Source organism: Chryseolinea serpens, assembly GCF_900129725.1.
In the GTDB taxonomy this organism is placed as follows: Bacteria; Bacteroidota; Bacteroidia; order Cytophagales; family Cyclobacteriaceae; genus Chryseolinea; species Chryseolinea serpens.
The window spans coordinates 362,125-380,408 of sequence record NZ_FQWQ01000005.1 but is presented as its reverse complement, the minus strand read 5'-3'; the positions used below and the strand labels follow the sequence as shown (position 1 = coordinate 380,408).

The 18,284-nt window shown below is 52.1% G+C and carries 16 protein-coding genes; 2 read left to right on the top strand and 14 right to left on the bottom strand.

Features of this window, described 5'->3' with window-relative positions:
- Positions 1-29: 29 nt before the first annotated feature.
- The 7 genes from BUB30_RS29640 to BUB30_RS29610 all read right to left on the bottom strand — a co-directional run bounded on the left by BUB30_RS29640 (position 30) and on the right by BUB30_RS29610 (position 5,165).
- The gene (locus BUB30_RS29640; protein ID WP_073141888.1) at positions 30-1,265 is read right to left on the bottom strand and encodes an RNA polymerase sigma factor; all 1,236 of its coding nucleotides are present in this window, start codon (positions 1,263-1,265) and stop codon (positions 30-32) included.
- An 83-nt stretch (positions 1,266-1,348) separates the two neighbouring features.
- Positions 1,349-1,687, bottom strand: coding sequence for a YciI family protein (locus tag BUB30_RS29635; protein ID WP_073141887.1), 339 nt, complete (start codon positions 1,685-1,687; stop codon positions 1,349-1,351).
- A 46-nt stretch (positions 1,688-1,733) separates the two neighbouring features.
- A complete protein-coding gene (locus BUB30_RS29630) occupies positions 1,734-2,204 on the bottom strand; it encodes a carboxymuconolactone decarboxylase family protein (protein ID WP_073141885.1) in 471 nt (156 codons plus the stop codon).
- A gap of 207 nt (positions 2,205-2,411) precedes the next feature.
- Entirely contained in the window at positions 2,412-2,762 is a 351-nt protein-coding gene (locus BUB30_RS29625; protein ID WP_073141883.1) for a hypothetical protein, read from the bottom strand.
- On the bottom strand, positions 2,755-3,081 hold the full coding sequence (locus tag BUB30_RS29620; RefSeq protein WP_073141881.1) for a hypothetical protein: 327 nt from the start codon (positions 3,079-3,081) through the stop codon (positions 2,755-2,757). The genes BUB30_RS29625 and BUB30_RS29620 overlap by 8 nt, the downstream gene beginning before the upstream one ends.
- A gap of 6 nt (positions 3,082-3,087) precedes the next feature.
- Positions 3,088-3,648 (bottom strand): hypothetical protein, encoded by a 561-nt coding sequence (locus tag BUB30_RS29615; protein ID WP_143165137.1) that lies wholly within the window; start codon positions 3,646-3,648, stop codon positions 3,088-3,090.
- A 260-nt stretch (positions 3,649-3,908) separates the two neighbouring features.
- Positions 3,909-5,165: an Hsp70 family protein gene (locus BUB30_RS29610; protein ID WP_073141878.1), complete on the bottom strand. Its 1,257-nt coding sequence runs from the start codon at positions 5,163-5,165 to the stop codon at positions 3,909-3,911.
- Positions 5,166-5,446: 281 nt separating this feature from the next.
- Here BUB30_RS29610 and BUB30_RS29605 point away from each other — a divergent pair, with 281 nt between their 5' ends.
- Positions 5,447-6,796 carry a DUF418 domain-containing protein gene (locus BUB30_RS29605; RefSeq protein WP_073141876.1) on the top strand — a complete coding sequence of 450 codons (1,350 nt, stop codon included), beginning with the start codon at positions 5,447-5,449 and terminating at the stop codon, positions 6,794-6,796.
- Between the two features lie 247 nt (positions 6,797-7,043).
- Here BUB30_RS29605 and BUB30_RS29600 read toward each other — a convergent pair whose 3' ends face one another.
- The 3 genes from BUB30_RS29600 to BUB30_RS29590 form a co-directional block, all read right to left on the bottom strand.
- A complete protein-coding gene (locus BUB30_RS29600; RefSeq protein ID WP_073141874.1) occupies positions 7,044-7,964 on the bottom strand; it encodes a DUF2167 domain-containing protein in 921 nt (306 codons plus the stop codon).
- A 129-nt stretch (positions 7,965-8,093) separates the two neighbouring features.
- Positions 8,094-8,297: a hypothetical protein gene (locus BUB30_RS29595; RefSeq protein WP_143165136.1), complete on the bottom strand. Its 204-nt coding sequence runs from the start codon at positions 8,295-8,297 to the stop codon at positions 8,094-8,096.
- A 163-nt stretch (positions 8,298-8,460) separates the two neighbouring features.
- Positions 8,461-10,872, bottom strand: coding sequence for an ABC transporter permease (locus tag BUB30_RS29590; RefSeq protein ID WP_073141870.1), 2,412 nt, complete (start codon positions 10,870-10,872; stop codon positions 8,461-8,463).
- A 299-nt stretch (positions 10,873-11,171) separates the two neighbouring features.
- Here BUB30_RS29590 and BUB30_RS29585 point away from each other — a divergent pair, with 299 nt between their 5' ends.
- The gene (locus BUB30_RS29585) at positions 11,172-11,480 is read left to right on the top strand and encodes a GNAT family N-acetyltransferase (RefSeq protein ID WP_073141869.1); all 309 of its coding nucleotides are present in this window, start codon (positions 11,172-11,174) and stop codon (positions 11,478-11,480) included.
- A gap of 32 nt (positions 11,481-11,512) precedes the next feature.
- Here the strand turns inward: BUB30_RS29585 and BUB30_RS29580 are convergent, their stop codons facing one another.
- From BUB30_RS29580 to BUB30_RS29565, 4 genes are all read right to left on the bottom strand, one after another.
- Entirely contained in the window at positions 11,513-12,739 is a 1,227-nt protein-coding gene (locus tag BUB30_RS29580; protein WP_073141867.1) for an MFS transporter, read from the bottom strand.
- 87 nt (positions 12,740-12,826) lie between these two features.
- On the bottom strand, positions 12,827-14,674 hold the full coding sequence (locus BUB30_RS29575) for an FAD-dependent oxidoreductase (RefSeq protein ID WP_073141865.1): 1,848 nt from the start codon (positions 14,672-14,674) through the stop codon (positions 12,827-12,829).
- A 26-nt stretch (positions 14,675-14,700) separates the two neighbouring features.
- Entirely contained in the window at positions 14,701-16,719 is a 2,019-nt protein-coding gene (locus tag BUB30_RS29570; protein WP_073141863.1) for an FAD-dependent oxidoreductase, read from the bottom strand.
- A 112-nt stretch (positions 16,720-16,831) separates the two neighbouring features.
- On the bottom strand, positions 16,832-18,274 hold the full coding sequence (locus BUB30_RS29565) for a RagB/SusD family nutrient uptake outer membrane protein (RefSeq protein ID WP_073141861.1): 1,443 nt from the start codon (positions 18,272-18,274) through the stop codon (positions 16,832-16,834).
- Positions 18,275-18,284 lie beyond the last annotated feature (10 nt).

The window sequence follows — 18,284 nt, the reverse complement described above, 5'->3', positions numbered from 1 at the left end:
GTTGTTAGAAGGGGACGACAGTTTCAATATTACTTCTCCAGGTCGTCCATCTTCTCCTGGATCACTTGTTTTTCTGTTTGCGTTTTGGCCAACGCGTAGGCCTTTTGAAGATGGGACTTGGCTTTTTGGCTATCGATATGCTTATAGAGTTCGCCCAGCAAGACAAAATAGAAATGATTGTCCTCCAGTTTCAATGTCTCGGCTTCCGCCAGGGCGGCTTGTGGTCCTTTCACTTTGAATAAAGCAAAGGCGCGGTTCAGCGCTACGCTGGGGGAATAGTTAACCTGCAATAAATGGTCATACAAGGCCAGGATCTCTTCCCATTTTTCGGGCGTATCTTCTTTCACGCAGTGCCAATAGGCGATCCGTGCCTCCAAATGGTAGGAACTCACCTCGTTGCCCTGAGCGGAAAGCCCAAGGAAATAAATGCCCTGGTGGATGAGGTCCTGGTCCCAAAGCTGTTCGTCCTGTTGCTCATATAATACATAGGAGGCCTCGCCGGTTTGCCGGGCCGTGAAGCGCGAGGCATGAAAGCACATCAGGGCCATCAGCGCATTGGTGTGGGGTTGGTTGGTGGGAGCGTATTCGGTGAGCATCAACCCCAGGCGCATGGCTTCCACGCACAGGTCTTTGCGCAGGATCTGGTCTTGCGTTTTGGAGTAATAGCCTTCGGCAAACAACAGGTAAATAATGTGCAGCACGTTGTCGAGGCGACTGGCGATCTCGGCAACACCGGGCAGCTCCATCGTCACATTTTCGGTGCGCAGTTTTTCTTTGGCGCGGAACAAGCGCTTGTTGATCGTTTCCTTGTTGGACAAGAATGCGTCGGCGATCTCGTCTATCCCAAACCCGCAGAGGATGCGCAACGCCAGCCCTATTTGCGCTTCGCTGACAATCGCGGGGTTGCAAACGGCAAACAGCATTTGCAGCTGGCTGTCTTTGATGTTTTCTTTTGAAAAGTCGGGCTCCACATACGCCTGTTCTTTTTCCTGGGCCACCCACTCCGGGGCCACCTTATTGTCGAAGATCTTGTTCCGGCGAAATTGGTAGAGGGTTTTGTGCTTGGCCACCGTGTAGAGCCAGGCCGTTGGGTTGGCGGGGACGCCTTTCACACCCCAGGTCTCGGATGCCTGCAAGAACGTCTCGCTCACAATGTCTTCGGCCATTTCGATGTGTTGCAAGCCAAAGAGCTTGCTGATGACGGCCACCATTTTGGTGAACTCCTGCTGGAATAAATGTTTTAGTGAGTCGAATTCCTGCTCCATTTTCAAAAAATAAAATCCAGTCCAAATAAAAAAGTAAACCCACTTTTACGCAAAGCGGGTTTACTCTTTTTCTATCGATTCATCTATTCATAAAGTGGTCTGACCTCTACGCTTCCCCCCATGTCAATGGCTGGGCAACCATGGGCCAGGGTGATGGCATCGTCGAGGTTTTCGGCCTTCACCACGACGAAGCCGCCAAGCCGCTCGCGGAGCTCGACAAAGGGACCGTCGGTGATGACGCCGCCGGGCTTCAGCACTTTGCCCTCCATGGCCAGACGCGCGCCGTGACTGCCAAATTTTCCCTGCGCCTCGATGCCGGCCACCCAGGCCTGCCACTTCTCCGCCAGCGCCTGCATTTCCTTGGGCGACGTGTTGCTGTAGTCGTAGTTGGGCTGCCGGAATAAAAACATGAAATCTTTCATGGTTGTGTTGTTTAAAGGTCGTTGTCTGTTGATATTTTTTTATGGACTATTTGTGAACCGCGAACGCGCCCACCTGGTAGCCGCCCGCCGTGGTGCGGAACGCAATATTAATGCGATTGTAGTCATTAATTGTATTAACCGCCACCGTTAAATCGATGATTTCCTCTTCTGAAAATTCGCTGCGGACCTGTTCATATACCGCGTCGGAAACGTGGCCTTGCGTGACCAGGGTCAGGGCCTCAGCCCAGGCCAGCGCGGCGCGTTCGCGGTCGGTGTAGAACGGGGTTTCACGCCAGGCGGCGATCATGTGAAGGCGTTGTTCCGTTTCGCCGTGAGCCCGCAAGTCCTTGCTGTGCATGTCCAGGCAATAGGCGCAACCGTTGATTTGCGACACTCTGAAATACATCAAATCCTGGAGGGGTTTCTCGATCGACGATTTTGCCAGGTAGACACCCAATCCATACATCGCTTTGAAAGCATTTTGTCCTTTTTCAAGTGCATTGATTCTCTGTTCCATGTTGTTTTCTGTTTAAATGATCTTGTTGAAGTTTAATTACACCCCAACAATGACCGGATGGACAGGAATTGGACAGGCTTGATAAATTTTTTTTTATTTTTTTCAGGAGAACGGAAAATCCATGCGTTTGCCTCAAAAAACAAAGGTCGTTTGCGGAATTCAGAGATTCATCGCTTCTTTTCAGATTTCAACACGTGATATGAAAGATCAGCTTGCTTCCTCCGGGCTTTGTTTTGCCGGCTGCTCGCTAAAAAATGCGTACAACAAAAAAGCAAAGACTCCCAGGGACCGGAATAGGACCGTGGCCAGGTAGACATATTGGGTATAGATTTGAAATTTATCCTTGTCTCTTTTTATCACGAAGGCTGTAATCACATTTAGCAGCGTGTGCATCACGAAAATAGAAACCTGAATCAGTACCACTATGTATTTGGGGTTGTCTAAGTCAAAACCATAGTTAAACTGATAGGCAACTTTCACGAGGGCAAATTGAATTCCATAAGTCACGGTCAGCCACAAAGCGTATTTACGGATAAGTGCAATCATTTTCTCATTCATAGTCTTGCAGCAGGGTTGTGGAAAGAAGGTAAAGAATGCAACCATAAAGGGGCGTCAGACAAGTCAAGAGGCATACCGGAAGGGCCACCGGATTTCGTTTCATTGTGGCGTACATTAAACCGCCAAAGGCAGCGCCTCCAATAAGAGAGCCATTGTCACTAACGAACCCCGGCACCTCAATATCGAACGTCCAGAGCACTAGCGGCATAAAACCGGTGACCATATTAAAGATAGACAATGCTAATACGGTGCTTATTAGCTTCTTCACCAGGGTATTCACCCGGGCATTGGCATTGGAGGACACGGTGTGATCTGCCATAAAAAATTATTTGCCTGCAGTCTGACTTGCGAGCTGTTCTTCTTCCTTTAAGTACGCCTTCAAAGATTCTACATTAAACACATCGGGCGTCACGATGTATTTGCTCATTCTCAAAAATGGCCTGGCGCCATAGTCTTCCAGGAGCGAGATGTAGAAGCCTGCTCCCCTGTCGGTGCGACCGATTAAATTTTCAGAATCCGGATCGTTGTAAAACGAATAGGCCATGCGCGGGCTTACCACCAGGCCTGCGCTCTTCAGGTTTGCTTCGCTTAGCCATTGTATCACGTAATGAAAGGTATAGAACGAAATCGAATCGGGTGGCTTAATAACCGAGAGCGTTGGTCCGGTAGTGATTTGAAAATCACAGGCGTCTGGTTTTTCATGGATAGAAGCCAGGGCTTCCACAATGCTCTCCTTTATCTTGTCTCCATCCGTTTCCCAAATTAACCCGATTTTTTTTGATTTGCCGAAGTTGACATATCGTTTTCTCCCCAGGCCATACGGGCTGTCGGCATTCCCTCCAAAAATCGAAAGGAATAGCTGGACGACGAGAGATTTCCTAAACAAATTCAACGGCATGTCTATTAATACCGCTTTGAATATCGGCTTCGGATTCAGTATCAATACGATTAATCCTATCGACAGGAGCCCTACTATCAAGATGGTAAAAATCAGTTCAATGGTCTCCATAGCATAAAACGGCAGGCATGCTTGATTATTCCTGGAAATTAAATCTAAGCATAAGTTGTCAAATTGACCACACAGGTATCATGCTCCAGGCGTGTGGCTTGCTTTGCGATTGCCCATGCCGTGGTGGCTTAGGCTTATTAATTGAATTTATTCCGACTATCGTAAGCAAGCCCCAGTCCAACGCTGCTCAATTTGTTTTCATCAGCAATGGCGGCTTGAGGAAAAAGTCTTTTAAACTCGGCCTGCACCACGGGAACTTCCGTTGACCCACCCGTGAGGATCACCAGGTCGATGGCTTCCGGTTTGACCTGTGCATCGTGTAAGCACTTTCGGGCTGCCGCCGAAATTTTGCGCACCTCTTCCTGGATGGAAACTTCAAATTGGTTTCTCCCAATAGTCAACACAAAATCGTCTTCAATAAAATCAAAGAGCGCCTGGTGTTCCACTTGCGCTGTCAACACAATCTTCGCCCGTTCGGCTGCAGCTAACAACGCGTGGCCTGTTTCTTTTTCAAGCACGCGGAGCAGCCGGGCATACCGGCCTGGGTCGTGCGATTGATGCAGGATCTGGCGCGTCTGCATTAACGCTTTCGGGGTATAGATAAAATTGACCTTGCTCCATTCAGCCAACTGGTGAAAGGGGTGCAACGGCACCTCGATATTTTTTTCACCATACGTAGTGCGATAGCCGATCTCGGGCATGATGAGCGACAAGCTCAATTCCTTATCAAAATCATTTCCGCCAATGCGCACACCCGTGCTGGCCAGGATGTCGGCGGTGCGGTCGGCTTTGCGAATATACCGATTGGATAATCGGATCACGGTGAAATCGGACGTGCCCCCTCCCAGGTCAACCACAATGGCGAGTTGTTCTCCTTGGATGTTCACCTCGTGGGCAAACGCGGCGGCGATAGGCTCGAACTGAAATTCCACATGGCGAAACCCGACTTGCTGTGCAATGGCTTTCAGCTCTTCCTGCGCGCGATCGTCGGCCGCGGGATTGTGATCCACAAAATGGACGGGGCGGCCCATCACCACATTCTCAACGTCGGCTCCGGCGTAGGCGTCCGTCCTTTCTTTCAGGTTCGTCAGAAACAAACCGATGATGCGGTTGAAGTGCATGTGGCGGTTGTTCACGGCGGTGCCCTGGGTCATGAGCGACGTACCGAGCACGCGTTTCAGACTTCGCATGAAGCGGCCGCTTTCGCGTTCGAAGAACATGTTCACGGCCTCGCGGCCAAAGTAGGCTTCGTTGTTGGGCCTCAGAAAAAAGAGCGCGCTGGGGATCGTCACCTGCTCGCCTTCCACGGGTACGAGGCTCACAGCCGTGCCCGTTCCGATGGCCACGCTCGAATTGGACGTTCCGAAGTCGATGCCACAGGAGATGGAGGTCATAGTTGTTTTTTGAAAATGGGGGCGCAATTTCGGATTTGGGTGGGGACTTTCAAAATTTCGGGGATGCGGAATTCAGGAGCCAGAATCCAGGAGCCAGGGGCCAGAGTCCAGGAGCCAGGAGCCCAGAATTCGGGAGTCAGAATTCCGGGAACCAGGGTACAGAATTCAGGGAGTTAGCATTCAGAATTCGGAATTCAGAATCCTGGGTTGGAATTTCGGGGGGGAGTCAGGGTGGGTGTGCTGCAGCAAAAATTTCGTTAACTTGATTAAAACTCCCTCTCATGCAACCTAATCCGACCCTTGCCGCGCCGGTAAGCCAGGCGGAGCGCATTGTGGTGCTTGACATCCTTCGCGGTCTGGCCATTCTCGGCATCCTGCTCATGAATATCCTGGGGTTCGCTTTTCCGGGTGTGGCGGAAGGCGACCCTTCCGTGTTGAATGAATTCGGCACCATCAACTATTACCTCTGGTTTGGGGTGGACTGGATTTTTTCCGGCACCCAACGCGCGATGTTCTCCATGCTCTTTGGCGCGGGCATCATCCTGTTTGTCGGCCGCCAGCTGAAACGCACGGAGGGTCTGCAGCCCGCGGACTATTTCTTCCGTCGCCAGCTGTGGCTTATGGCGTTCTCGCTGGTCGATGTTTATATTCTGCTCTGGGAAGGTGACATCTTACTCGACTACGCTTGCTACGGCATGATGCTGTTTGTCATCCGCGACTGGACGCCACGGGCGCTCATCATCGGCGCCGGTGTCTGTGTGCTGCTCATGGTGGCGCGCGAAAACCGCGAGTTGTATCTTCGGAAATCCATCATCGAAAAAGGCGAGGCCGTAGCGGCGCTCGACACCACACAGGTGAAACTCACCGCCCTGCAAAAAGAACAACTGGCCGATATGAAAACCTTTAAGGAGCGCTCGAAGCACGAAGCAAAAGTAGAACGCATGAACAACGTCGGTGAGAAAGTGCGTTCCGGCTATGCCGGCTCCTATGCGTACCGAACGCAAAACTATGTCGACAACCTGACGTCGTATCTATACCTGTCGCTTTGGGACGTGCTCATCTTCTTCATGCTGGGTATGGCCTTCTTCAAACTCGGCATCATCACCGGCAACGCACCCCTGAAAGTTTACGCCTGGATGTGCGTATTGGGTTTGGGTGTAGGCCTGGGACTTTCTTATTGGCACGTGAAGCTAAAAGTAGATTATCATTTCAATTGGTTTGAATACGTAAAACATGTGCCGTTCCATTTCTACGAGCTCACCCGAACCCCGCGCGCCCTCGGCTTCCTGGGCCTGATCATGTTGCTGTATAAGTCGGGATGGTTCAATTGGTTCTTTGCCATTTTCAGGCCCGTCGGACAAATGGCCTTCACCAACTACCTCGGGCAGTCGCTGATTTGCGGCATCATTTTCAACGGCTACGGCTTTGCGCTCTTCGGAAAATTGCAACGCTATGAGATCTATCTTGTCGTCGCTGCCGTGTGGGCGTTTCAAATCGTCTTCTGCAATATCTGGATGCGTTTCTTCTTATACGGACCACTCGAATGGGCCTGGCGAAGTCTCACCTATTGGAAACGGCAACCGTTTGTCCGCAGCGTAACGCAGGCTTCGGTCGACGTGGTCAGTGCTTGAACCTTTTGTTCAACCACAAAATGAAAAAGGGACTGTCTCAAAGGACAGTCTCTTTTTTTGTAACCCCAGGCTAAAGCCTGGGGTTATTAAAATCCAAAGGAGTGCCAATGTTTGCTCTGGTGTCTGTCCCCAAGACTGGATTGCGTCAGGTCAATCAAAAGGAAGAGGCTGCCTTTTTGAGACAGCCTCTTTTTATTTTCTTCTCGGCGAGGATTCTTCGCTAAAAATGAAGTCCGTGCTCGCTCCCTTATGCTGGCGTGGAGTCCGCGGGAGGTTCCGGGGTGCCGCCGCCGATGTCTCTTACGGCAGGGGGATCAACTTTTTTCTTGAACCACTTGCGTATACCAGCGAAGGCGCCTACGATGGCGAGGCCGACCAGTTTGATGTTCTTCAGGAGCAACGCCAGGATACCGACCTTGGCCAGCACTTTTCCGGCTACCAGACCACCAATGGTCCATGCGGCTACTTCATCGACGTCGGGGTTGAAGTCGGAATATTTGTTGCCCTCGCCGTAGCTAAACGACGTGAGAACGGGATCAATATTTTTCTCCACCTCAGGAAGCTCGTTCATGGAAGCAACGGCATTCAGGACCAGCACGCCTTTTCTTCCCAGGATGCGCACGTTGTAGTTGAGGGTGCTCTCTTCGGCTTCGCCAAACTTTATTTCCTTGGCCCAGTGGAGTACGTTTTTGCTTTTGTCGTAGTAGGGTTTTGCCGCCCAACCCACCAGGGTGATGGGTTCATAGCCTTCCTTCTCGCGTTCCTTGTTGCCTTCGACTGTTTCCTTCTGAAGTTCTTCCAACAGGTCGTCATAGTCGATGTCGTCTGCATCGTCGTCTTTCACGTAGCCCATCTCTTCATAGGTGATGATGAACGCCCACGCACCTTCGGTGATGCCGATCTCCTCGGGCAAGATCATGCCCAACGTGCCCGAGCCGCCGGGGTTTCCCCACAGGTCGTGGATCACATATTCACTTTGCTTTGGATCGAGGTAGCGGAATCCCTCCGGCACATTCAACGTGCCGATGCCATTTTCAAATTTGATTTCGCCGTGTTGATAGTTGAAGGTCGCCTCCAGACTGTCGGCCAAGACCTGTGTGCTGTCGGCTTCGCTGGCGAAGGCGCTCGCGATGACTAAGCACAACGCGAGGGGGAGTAACGATTTCATAGACAAGGTTTAATCATCCAAGAAAAAGATTCGCCACGACATTCACGCCGGCTTGTAAGTTTTTTGAATAAAATGAGGAATCTCCCAGGCTACACGGGTCCTCCAAATCCATGAATTACGGGAGGTGGCTTATCTCGATACTACCTGGAAAGCCTTCTCACCCTGTAGTTCCACTTCCTTGATCACCCGTGCTTGTTTGAGTTCTTCCAGCATGTGGTTGATCGCCGGTTCGTGGTCAGCGCCAAGGTGGGCCAGGATCTGGCCGTGTGTTTTGATGTCGTTGGGAGCTTTGCGGAAATTGGTGATGAAATTCAGGATGTCTATCTTTTTCATGAGTTTGCACGTGCATTTCGTTCTCATCTCCGTCCAATCCATGTGCCATTTGACAGGATGCCTATAAATTCATCAAAAACAAAGGGTAACCTAGCCCGGCCGTGTTCACATCCGGAAACGGCTGTGCGTTGGCGGGCATTTTAAAGGCCTCAAAAAAAAATCTTTACTCCTGTTTTAAGGCCTGGGATGGATTGGACAGCGCCGACCGGATGGTCTGGAAGCTGACGGTGCCCAGCGCAAATAAAAGGATCATCGCCACCGGCAACACAAAGATCCAGGCATTCAAATCAATCCTCACCGCATAGTTCGACAACCAGGCGTCCATGGCAAAATACGCCACGGGCAACGCCAGCAGCGACGCGATGAGAATGACCTTGGCAAAATCCTGCGACAGCAGTGTCACAATTTGCGTCACCGATGCGCCCAGCACTTTACGTATGCCGATCTCTTTTGCGCGCTGCACAATGGTGAACGACGAGAGGCCGAACAATCCCAGGCAGGCAATGAAGACCGCCAGGGCAGAGAACGTTCCAATGACCGCCCCAAACTGAGCATCGGCGCGGTATTGTTGATTATACTGATCGTCGAGGAAGAAATAATGGAAGATGTTGTCGGGATACACCTTCTCCCAAACTTGCTTCACTTCGGCGATGGTTTGCGAGGGCTGGTTGGTCTTTAATCGCAGGGCAAAGTAGGCCGCATAGTTGCCATACGTAAAAACCATGGGAATGTGCTCCTCCTTCGGCGAGCGCTGGTAATAATTTTTTAACACCCCAATCACCTCCGAGGGTTTTCCTCGCTGACTGTAATAGGTGATCCGGCTGCCGAGGGCCTCCTCAGCGTTGGCAAAGCCCAGTCTGCGCACAGCCTCTTCGTTGATAATCACCTTGTCGGCATCGGAATCGTCGACGGTGAAGTTACGGCCCGCGGCCAGCTTCATGCCCATGGCAGCAATAAAATCAGCATCGATATTAAATTGATAATAATTGTAACTGCCCCCTTCGTTTTCATGACCGACCCGCTTCACGTTGTTGGTCGTGCTCAGTTCGTGAAGGCTAAGACCCGGAAGCGATCCCGCTCCTGCCACCTGCTGCACCGAAGGGCGGCGAAGCAACTCTGTTTTCAAGGTTTGATAAGCCGCTTTGTACAAAGAATCGGGCATGTCGATATGAGCGCCTCTGATGATCAGGGTCTGATCGATATTCATTCCCAAATCGACGTTTCTCAGGTGAGTGATCTGCAGGTAGATCGTACACATGCCGGCCAACAGGACTACCGTGGCACCGAATTGAAATACGACAAGCCCCTGTCGCAACCGCTGTCCGTGGGAAGAAGAACGGAATTTTCCTTTCAACACCGCAGAGGGATTGAAGGACGACAACACAAAAGCCGGATACAAACCCGACAAGAAAGTGCCGGCGATCCACAGTGCACTAAATAAATACCAGAACGTGATGTCGTTCGTCAGTTCGATGGGGAGCGGTTGACCGGTGAACTCGCGAAACAAAGGCAAGGCGGTCATGAACAACGCATACGCCAAAACGGCGGCCAAGCCGTTGACGAGAAGGGATTCGGACAGGAACTGAAAAACAAGCTGTGATTTTAGCGAACCCATCACTTTACGGATCCCCACCTCACGCGCCCGCTCCACCGCCCGCGTGGTGGAAAGGTTGATGTAGTTTACCCACGCGATCACCAGGATGAACACAGCAATGAGCAACAGGAACGATACCGTGCGGGCGCTGCCGTTTTGTTCGGGCTCGAATGTTTTGTGAGAGTACAGGTGAATGTCGGGCATACTTTCCGCGGCCAACCGGTCATTGCTGATCTTATCTTTCATGACCACCGAAAAGTCCGCGAGTTTTTTATTGAACGCGGCCACGTCGGTTCCCGGCTTCATTAACAGGTAGGTGTATTCGTTGTTGTTTCCCCAGGCATCTTCTTTATACCAGCCATACTTTTTCGGCAGCGTGGCGTGCGAGAGCAGGATACCAAATTTAATGTGCGTATTGGCCGGGAGATCTTTCATGACGGCCGACACATAATATTTTTGTCGGTCGAGCACAAATTCTTCACCGACCACATCCTCGCGTCCAAAATATTTTTTGGCGATGGATCGGGAGATCATCGCCTGGAAAGGCACCGAGAGCGCCTTGGCTGGCTCTCCCTTTACGAGCTCTATCGCGAACAGGGGTATTGCCGAGGGGTCGGCAAAATAGATGTCTTCCTCGAGAAATTTTTGATCGCCCACAGCAACGTCTTGCAGGCCGTCGTTGTGAAACATTCTGACGTAGTCGAGTACTTCCGGCATTTTTTCTTTTAATGCCGGGCCGGTGATGGCGTAGGTCTCGCAATCGGTCACCACGTATTCGGACCCGTTGTAGAGATCCAGGGTGATGCGAAACATGTTCGGGGCGTTCTTATTATAACTTTCGTAACTCCGCTCGAAGCGAACGTAGTGAATGATGAACAGGAAGGCTGCCAGACCAATGGAGAGACCAAAGATGTTGATGAAGGAGAACGCCCGGTTCTTGAGGAGTGAACGGTAGGCGGTGCGGAAGTAGTTTCGGATCATGTTCGGAGGGTTAATCCAGGTAGGACGGTAGCCAATATTGGTGCCACGATCGTGGGGTTGAAAATAGCCGTTGAAAGGCGGTTTTCCTGCATTTAGTCTCCATCCTCGAACAAAGATGTTCGGGGGTGGACGGGGGTGGGTGGGTTTTGGGTGGATAAATAATGTGAGTGGAAGCTGAATTTGTTGGTGAAGAACACCAACAAAGGCGGGCGACTCAACCCAGATGGCAACACCAAAAACGGTTTTGTGGGGTTTGGGAGTTTGTTGATATTTGTGGGGTCAGGTAGGACATTCTAATTATGGATGAAATTCAACTTAGTCTGAACCCGAAGGGGCATGGCGCTTTTTTTATCGAGAAGGATGGGGAGCGCGTGGCGGAGATGGTCGTGTCGGTGGCCGGGGAGAATCTTACGGTGTATCATACCGAAGTGTCGGAGAAACTGCGGGGACAAGGGGTGGCGCCAAAATTATTGAAGGCCATGACGAGTTATGTTCGCGAGCATGGGTTGAAAGTGATCCCGCTTTGTCCGTATGTCAACGCCGAGTTCAGGCGGCATCCGGATCAGTTCACCGATATCTGGAACCAGGATTGGCACGGCAAGCCGTGAGCGGATGGCCGTCAATTGACCATCCTAATTCATCAGTCTACAAAGTCCAGTTCTTTACCAAACGTTTCTTTCATCTTCCACAACGCGAGGAGCGCGACCACGAGGGTGCCTGCCCCCACGAGGGCGGCACTGGTGACCATGGTGTGTCCGGTATGCAGCCATTGGAAGATCATGGTGAGGGGCACCACGGTTCCCCGCACAAAATTCGGAACCGTCGTGGCCACGGTGGCCCGGATGTTCGTGCCGAATTGTTCGGCGGCAATGGTGACAAACAACGCCCAGTAGCCGATGGAAAAGCCCAGGAAAACACAGCTGCCATAAAAAAAGGATAACGGAAATTTTCCCTGCAACAGATAACACGTCATCGCCGTGGTGGTGAGAAAAATAAACAGGAGCACAACTTTCTTGCGGCTCTTCAGTGCCTGGCTGATCACGCCACTGCTCAGGTCTCCCAACGACAGGCCTATATAACAAAACATCACGGCCTTCCCCGCATCCACCGGAAGATCAAGCCCGAGACTGATGCCGAATTCCGTAGAGAAGGTGACCAGGATGCCGATGACAAACCAGATCGGCAAGCCAATGAAAATGCAACGCAGGTAATTGAAGAAGAGCCTGGCGTTGGAAAACAATTTCAAAATATTGCCCCGCTCCACGGCCTTATGCTTCACGGCGTCGAACATGCCTGACTCGGCCACGCTGTAGCGTAACAACAACAACGAGAGTCCGAGGCCACCACCGATCCAATAGGCCACTTGCCAATCGGTGTAGGCAGCCACAAAATAAGCAAGCACGGCACCAAACAATCCAACCGAAGCCACCAGCGTGGTGCCATATCCCCGAATTTGTTTTGGAAGGATCTCTGCGACAAGCGTCACCCCCGCGCCAAGTTCTCCCGCCAGGCCAACGCCGGCAATGAATCGCAGTACGGCATATTGCGTGACATTGGTCACGAAGCCGTTGGCCAGGTTGGCTGTGGAATAGAGCAAGATCGAGCCGAAGAGTACCGAGAGTCTTCCCTTCTTATCTCCTAATATGCCCCATAGAATTCCGCCGGCGAGTAAACCCACCATTTGAACGTTGATGAGGAATATACCTTGCTTCAACAATTGATCACCCGTCAGGCCCAGGGCTTTCAGGCTGGGGATGCGCACAATGCTGAAGAGCAGCAGATCATAGATGTCAACAAAATAGCCCAGGGCTGCAATGATCACAGGCGCCTGCAACACTTGGCGCAGGGCTGATTTTTCTTCTTCCATAGGTCGGGTGAAAGACATGCCTCTCCCGTCCTGCATCTTCACACGGCGATTGCCGGCGAAATACAGGGACAAGAGAAGGCATGTGGGTTAGAGATTTTTGAAAAGGTTTTGAAGCACTTCTTTGCGCAAGGTCTTTCCGGGCTCGGCCGCGAGTTTCCGATTGCTCAATTTTTCCCACAGTGCTAATGTAGGTTGGTCGACGGGTTCGTTCAGTTTGGCCTCCCAACCGGGAAGATAGCCCAGCAGACCAAGCGTCTGTGCCATTTTAAAGTCGGGGTCGGCCGGTTGCAAATCGCGGTAGTAGATCAAGGTGGCGTTTTGTTCCAGCAATTTATTTTGCAAGGCTTTCATGTCCACATTTCTCACTTTCACGTGGCTGTCGATCGCCAACGCTGAAGCTATGCCCGCCGCCTGACCAATGGCCATCCAGCAAGGTTCCATGCGCAACGTCGAAAATCCAATATGACTTCCGGAGACCGGTACAGGCAGCAACAGGTTGTCCACTGTTTTTGGGACCATCACGCCGTAGGGAACGGTGTAGACTTGCGAGGGATAGCTGAGGAATCCATCGAGGTGCGGGCGATTGGGCTCGCGTTTGCGCACGGCGTGGGAGTCGAAGGCGTAGTGACTGGCCGTGATGCTGGCGGGGTGCACCACGGGTCGCTGGCCTGGGGTGGTCGGCGTGGCGTCTTTCGTGGTGAAGAAATATTCACCTTCGAAACGGCGGCCTTCGCGCACATAGACCTGGCGTGGGAAATTGCCATTGTCTTTGTATTCATCTTTTGCAAAACCCCATTCCTTGGCGGCTTTGCGAAAATTTTCGGGAAGCGCCTTGTCGTTCTGGGCAAACCAGAACAAGCCTTCGATATACGACCGCAGCCGCTGCGCATACGCATCGCGCCATGCCCAGCCCGACGTGGGCCAGGGCCAGTTCTCTTCGGGTAGGTCGGTGGAGATAAAGGCCATGTGTTGGTTGTTGCCGTCGGTTTTTTCATTGGGCAACGTCACCATGTTGGTGAGTCGCGCGATGCCCCACACGTCGCCAGGGATCTTTGACGGATTGCCTTTGGCGATATGCTTCCGGTTCTCCTCCAGCATGGCCTCGGTCACGTTCAACATCTGCACGCCCGTATGACGGCCCGTCCAAACGTCTTCGATGAGCGAAACATATTCTTCGCGGTTGTATTTCAGTGGCTTCTGAATTTCCACGCGATTTGCCGGGTTGTTGGTGAGGCATAACCGGTAGTTATACGATTGCACGGCATTGTCGCCCTGAAACGTAGTGCCCTCTCCTTCGGGACCGCCCCAATATTTGTACACGACGCCGGCGCCGGTCTCACCAAACTCATCCTTGCCTTCGCGTCCCAGGCGAAAAGGAATTTTTGCAGCGGCGCCCAGGTCGCCTTCATAAGTGGCGTCCAGAAAAACTTTGCCTTTGTATTCTTCTGTTTTTCCGTTCTCGCGATTCAACACGCGGATCGATTGGATCACGTCGTCGTATAGCGTGATATTTTTTTCCAGCACATCAAACTGGCGCATCTTGAGCACGGTGATGTTCTTTTGTTCCGCCAGCATTTGTTCCAGGACGCTTTCACCCACGGAGGGTTCAAAGTGAAAACCCTCGGAGCAATCTTTCACCTGCTTCGAATTTTCACCATACGTGGTCACGTAATGTTTTTTTACGCGCGAAATAAATTCGGCAAACAGACCGGTCGTGGCGCCGCGTGTAGCAATGTCGGTGGCGCCCAGTCCGTTGGCGGGAAGGCCGCCGATGTGGTTGGTGCGCTCGAGGATGACCGAGGTCTTTCCTTGTTTTGCGGCCGCAATGCCCGCCATGATCCCTCCCGGAGTTCCCCCCACGATCACGAGGTCATACTGCCCATAGACCGCAACGGTCATCAACAGGCATAAGGCGATCAATAGAATATTTTTCATTCTTGAAATTCGAATTTAAGGTTTGTCTATTTGGAAGCGCCGGCCTGGGATGGCACAAAGATGACGGCATCGGCCACCACCGTTCCGTCGGCCTGGCGTGTGGAAAGCTCGACAGACGCTGTCGTACCCTTCGGCAATGTATACGTGCCCAGCGATACCCACTCACCCGAAGTCTGTCCTTCCACGACTACATCCGAAGCCTTGATGACGACTTCCTTTTTGTTCTTGCCATCGAATACGGTCACTTTACTCTCCGAGGAAAGGGTTTTCACTTTGGGGATGTAAAGGTAGGCGGTGTAGCTTCCGTTTTTCGGAATATCAGGGGTGAAGCGCACGGTGCTTTCGGCTGTTGCGGCCGTTACATTGGCTTGGAGAAATGAGGGGCCGTAGCCACCTTTGGTTTCCGTTATCCAGGTTCCGGTATGCGTAACGTGTTGCGTGTCGTCGTTATCTACCAAGATGTCCATGATCTTGCCATCGGCGAGCGGATTGGATTTCAATTGTTGTTGAAGCTTGGCAATGTCGATGTTCTGGATGTCGGTGCGCGCATCGATGGCCATCGCAGCGGCGACGGCAGAAGATTGTCCCAGCACCATGAACACGGGCTCCATGCGGATCGAGCCGTAGGCAATGTGTGTCGCCGAAAGGCAAACGGGCACAAAGAGATTTCCGCATTGTGCGGCTTTCGGCACGATCGACCCGTAGGCAATCGGATAGGGACCAAAAACTCCTACCTCAACGTTTCCTTCGTTCTTCACCTGGCCGTCTATGATCAGGCGCTGACAATTGTGCGAGTCCATTCCATAGGCCGCCATGCCCACACCATCCTTCACCACTTCTGCTCCCACGCAGTTCGCCTGGTGCATCACATAACTGCCCACCATGCGACGGGCCTCCCGCACGTAGAGTTGGGGTGACCAGTTGCCGTTGTCGGTGTATTCATCTTTGGGGTAGCCGTATTTCAGCATCTCGGTTTGCAACGCTTTGGGTACACGCGGATCGTGTCCATAAAAATACAACAGGCCTTTCGTGTAGCGTTCGTGATCTTTTATGATGCGTTGACGTTCGGCATAACTCCCTTCGGGATAGCCGTGGTTCATGCCAATCATGTCTGTCGAAAATCCACCGCGGTTGTTGATGTCTGTTTTTTGGTGGGGCATGCGACTCACGATGAAGTAGTCGTTCAACGTGCGTTTTTCCGGCGTGGCCTGGAACAGGCGCACTAAGAGTTCGTATTGGGTTGAATCATATCCGGCAGGCCTGGTGATCTTCACCTGGTTGGCCGGATCGGTCGAGAGACAAATGCGATAGTTGTAGGCCTGCACAGATTTATCGCCCGTGCCGGCCGGAAGCAGCGATGCGTTGCTGATGCCCCACAGCAACCCACTCTCGGGTTTGCCGGGGATCTTATACGGGTCAACATGATCCGGAAATTGATGCCCATGTTGCACCTGGATGCCGTTGATGGTCTCCTGGAAGTCCTTGTTGTCTTCACGGCCCACCACATAGTCCACCCCAGCCTTGGCCATGAGGTCGCCTTCATAGCCGCAGTCCATGAACATCTTGGCTTCAACAATGGTGTTGGGTAAGGATGGATTGCCGGCGTTCTCCAAGACGATCGCCGTGATGCGGTTGCCTTCTTTCTTTACTTCCTTCAGCTGGCTTTCATAGAGCACCGTGATCGACCCCTGCTTTACGTACTCTTTAAAAATATCTTCTGCCACATGCGGTTCGAACGTCCACTGTTCAAATTTTCCATAGTGACGGCCCACACGGCGATAGAAGTCGCGGGCCAGGCCGGTGATGGCGTATTTGTTCCCGATGTCGGTATACCCTAGTCCACCCGAACTCATCCCGCCCAAATGTTTCCCGGGTTCGATGAGCAGGGCTTTCTTGCCCAGCTTTTGCGCCGTGTAGGCGGCGATGACCCCGGCAGAGGTTCCGCCATAAACACAGATGTCTACCTGAATTTTTGTTTGTGCCAGGCCCGGGGTGTGCATGAGCCATACGCCCACGATCACATACAATAGTCTTTTGATCGCCATGTTATGTTTTTAAAAAGTGAAGTAGTGTAAGTATGATGAGGCGCGCATCGGCTCCCTATGCATCAAGCCTCCGCGCGCTGCTCATCTCAACCCAACTAACTATTTTCTTTTATCAATATCCTGTGTTCTGATCAGCGGCTGTCAGCGCCTTGTTGTACAGCATCTCGGAGTTCGGGATCGGCCACGACATGTGTTTCTCGGCCACGTCGATTCCTTTCACTTCCTTGATGCGTTGCTTAGCAATGCCCAGGCGCTTCAGGTCGAGCCAGCGTTTGCCTTCATACATGGTTTCGTAGCCGCGTTCCTCTACCACTTTGTCGACAAACGTCGTGGCGTCGTAATCGGTCAGCACCAGGTCTACAGAAGATACGGCGTTGGCGTCATAGCCGTAGGCTCTGCGGTGTACTTTGTTCAGGCTTTCCAGGGCAGCGGCAGTGGGGCCACCATTGGCACGGCTTTCGGCTTCGGCATGGAACAACAACACATCGGCATAGCGATACCAGGGGAAATCGTTACCGGCTCCTCCTAAACTTGTGGCGATCGGATCTCTGTACTTCCTGTACAAACAGGTGTTGGCTCCCAATCCTATGTCGACATTGTAAAGAATGTGTGCCTTGCGCAGGTCGTTCTTACTCCAGTTTTTGATCACCGAGTTGGCCGCCGAATCCGTGTACTGCGCATACACGCCGCCAGGACCGTAATATTTATACTGCGCCGTGGCGCGGTGTGCATAATTGACCAACCCAAACCCTTGCTGACGCGAGTATTTGAAATAGAAAACTTCTTCAGAGGTCGACACCACTTCGGGGCCATAGATCTTCTGAAAATCTTCCGACGTAGAAACGGGCACCAGGCTGTACTTGCCAGAGGCGATCACTTCGGCAGCTTTGTCGCGTGCATTCGCCCAATCGCCGCGGGTCAAATATACTTCCGAGAGCAATGTTTTCGCAGCCCACTTTGTGGGCTTGCCGGGTTGCGCTGCCACGTCGGGCAGCGTGCTTTCTGCTTCCAATGCATCCTTGATGATCAACGCATATACATCGTCTACACTGGCACGCGGGATGTTGGGTTCCAGCATGTTTTCTTCCGTGCGCAGGGGCACCCCATTCCAGTTGCGCACCATGGCAAAGTAAATGAGCGCGCGAAGGTATTTCGCTTCGCCTACGATGGGTGCGGCTTGCGCAGCTGTGATCTCCTTGCCATTGGGTACATTCTTGATCACAATGTTGGCATTGCGGATCGACTGATAGAAGTTATCCCAGATGGCGCCCACACGGGTGATGTTCGTGTTATCCAAACCTTGATACAAGCTCACCGGCGTTTGACTTCCACGTGAGTTGCCATAGTCAGCCAAGCCTTCCAATTGGGCCGGGTAGTTCGTGCTCAACCCACCGTCTGTACGCATGGGTCCATAAATTGCATTTACGGCAGCGGTAGCCTCATCCACCGTGTTGTAAAAAACTTCAGCCGAAAGAGACTTGGGATGTTCTTCCAACACGTCGCTGCAACCCACAAGGAGCGTAGCGGTCAACAGGTATAGAAATATTTTCTTCATGATAAATGTC

Excerpts from the sequence above, each read along its gene's own strand:
- BUB30_RS29640 (WP_073141888.1), bottom strand. The coding sequence starts at position 1,265 with ATGGAGCAGGAATTCGACTCACTAAAACATTTATTCCAGCAGGAGTTC.
- BUB30_RS29635 (WP_073141887.1), bottom strand. The coding sequence starts at position 1,687 with ATGAAAGATTTCATGTTTTTATTCCGGCAGCCCAACTACGACTACAGC.
- BUB30_RS29630 (WP_073141885.1), bottom strand. The coding sequence starts at position 2,204 with ATGGAACAGAGAATCAATGCACTTGAAAAAGGACAAAATGCTTTCAAA.
- BUB30_RS29625 (WP_073141883.1), bottom strand. The coding sequence starts at position 2,762 with ATGAATGAGAAAATGATTGCACTTATCCGTAAATACGCTTTGTGGCTG.
- BUB30_RS29620 (WP_073141881.1), bottom strand. The coding sequence starts at position 3,081 with ATGGCAGATCACACCGTGTCCTCCAATGCCAATGCCCGGGTGAATACC.
- BUB30_RS29610 (WP_073141878.1), bottom strand. The coding sequence starts at position 5,165 with ATGACCTCCATCTCCTGTGGCATCGACTTCGGAACGTCCAATTCGAGC.
- BUB30_RS29605 (WP_073141876.1), top strand. The coding sequence starts at position 5,447 with ATGCAACCTAATCCGACCCTTGCCGCGCCGGTAAGCCAGGCGGAGCGC.
- BUB30_RS29600 (WP_073141874.1), bottom strand. The coding sequence starts at position 7,964 with ATGAAATCGTTACTCCCCCTCGCGTTGTGCTTAGTCATCGCGAGCGCC.
- BUB30_RS29595 (WP_143165136.1), bottom strand. The coding sequence starts at position 8,297 with ATGAAAAAGATAGACATCCTGAATTTCATCACCAATTTCCGCAAAGCT.
- BUB30_RS29590 (WP_073141870.1), bottom strand. The coding sequence starts at position 10,872 with ATGATCCGAAACTACTTCCGCACCGCCTACCGTTCACTCCTCAAGAAC.
- BUB30_RS29585 (WP_073141869.1), top strand. The coding sequence starts at position 11,172 with ATGGATGAAATTCAACTTAGTCTGAACCCGAAGGGGCATGGCGCTTTT.
- BUB30_RS29580 (WP_073141867.1), bottom strand. The coding sequence starts at position 12,739 with ATGGAAGAAGAAAAATCAGCCCTGCGCCAAGTGTTGCAGGCGCCTGTG.
- BUB30_RS29575 (WP_073141865.1), bottom strand. The coding sequence starts at position 14,674 with ATGAAAAATATTCTATTGATCGCCTTATGCCTGTTGATGACCGTTGCG.
- BUB30_RS29570 (WP_073141863.1), bottom strand. The coding sequence starts at position 16,719 with ATGGCGATCAAAAGACTATTGTATGTGATCGTGGGCGTATGGCTCATG.
- BUB30_RS29565 (WP_073141861.1), bottom strand. The coding sequence starts at position 18,274 with ATGAAGAAAATATTTCTATACCTGTTGACCGCTACGCTCCTTGTGGGT.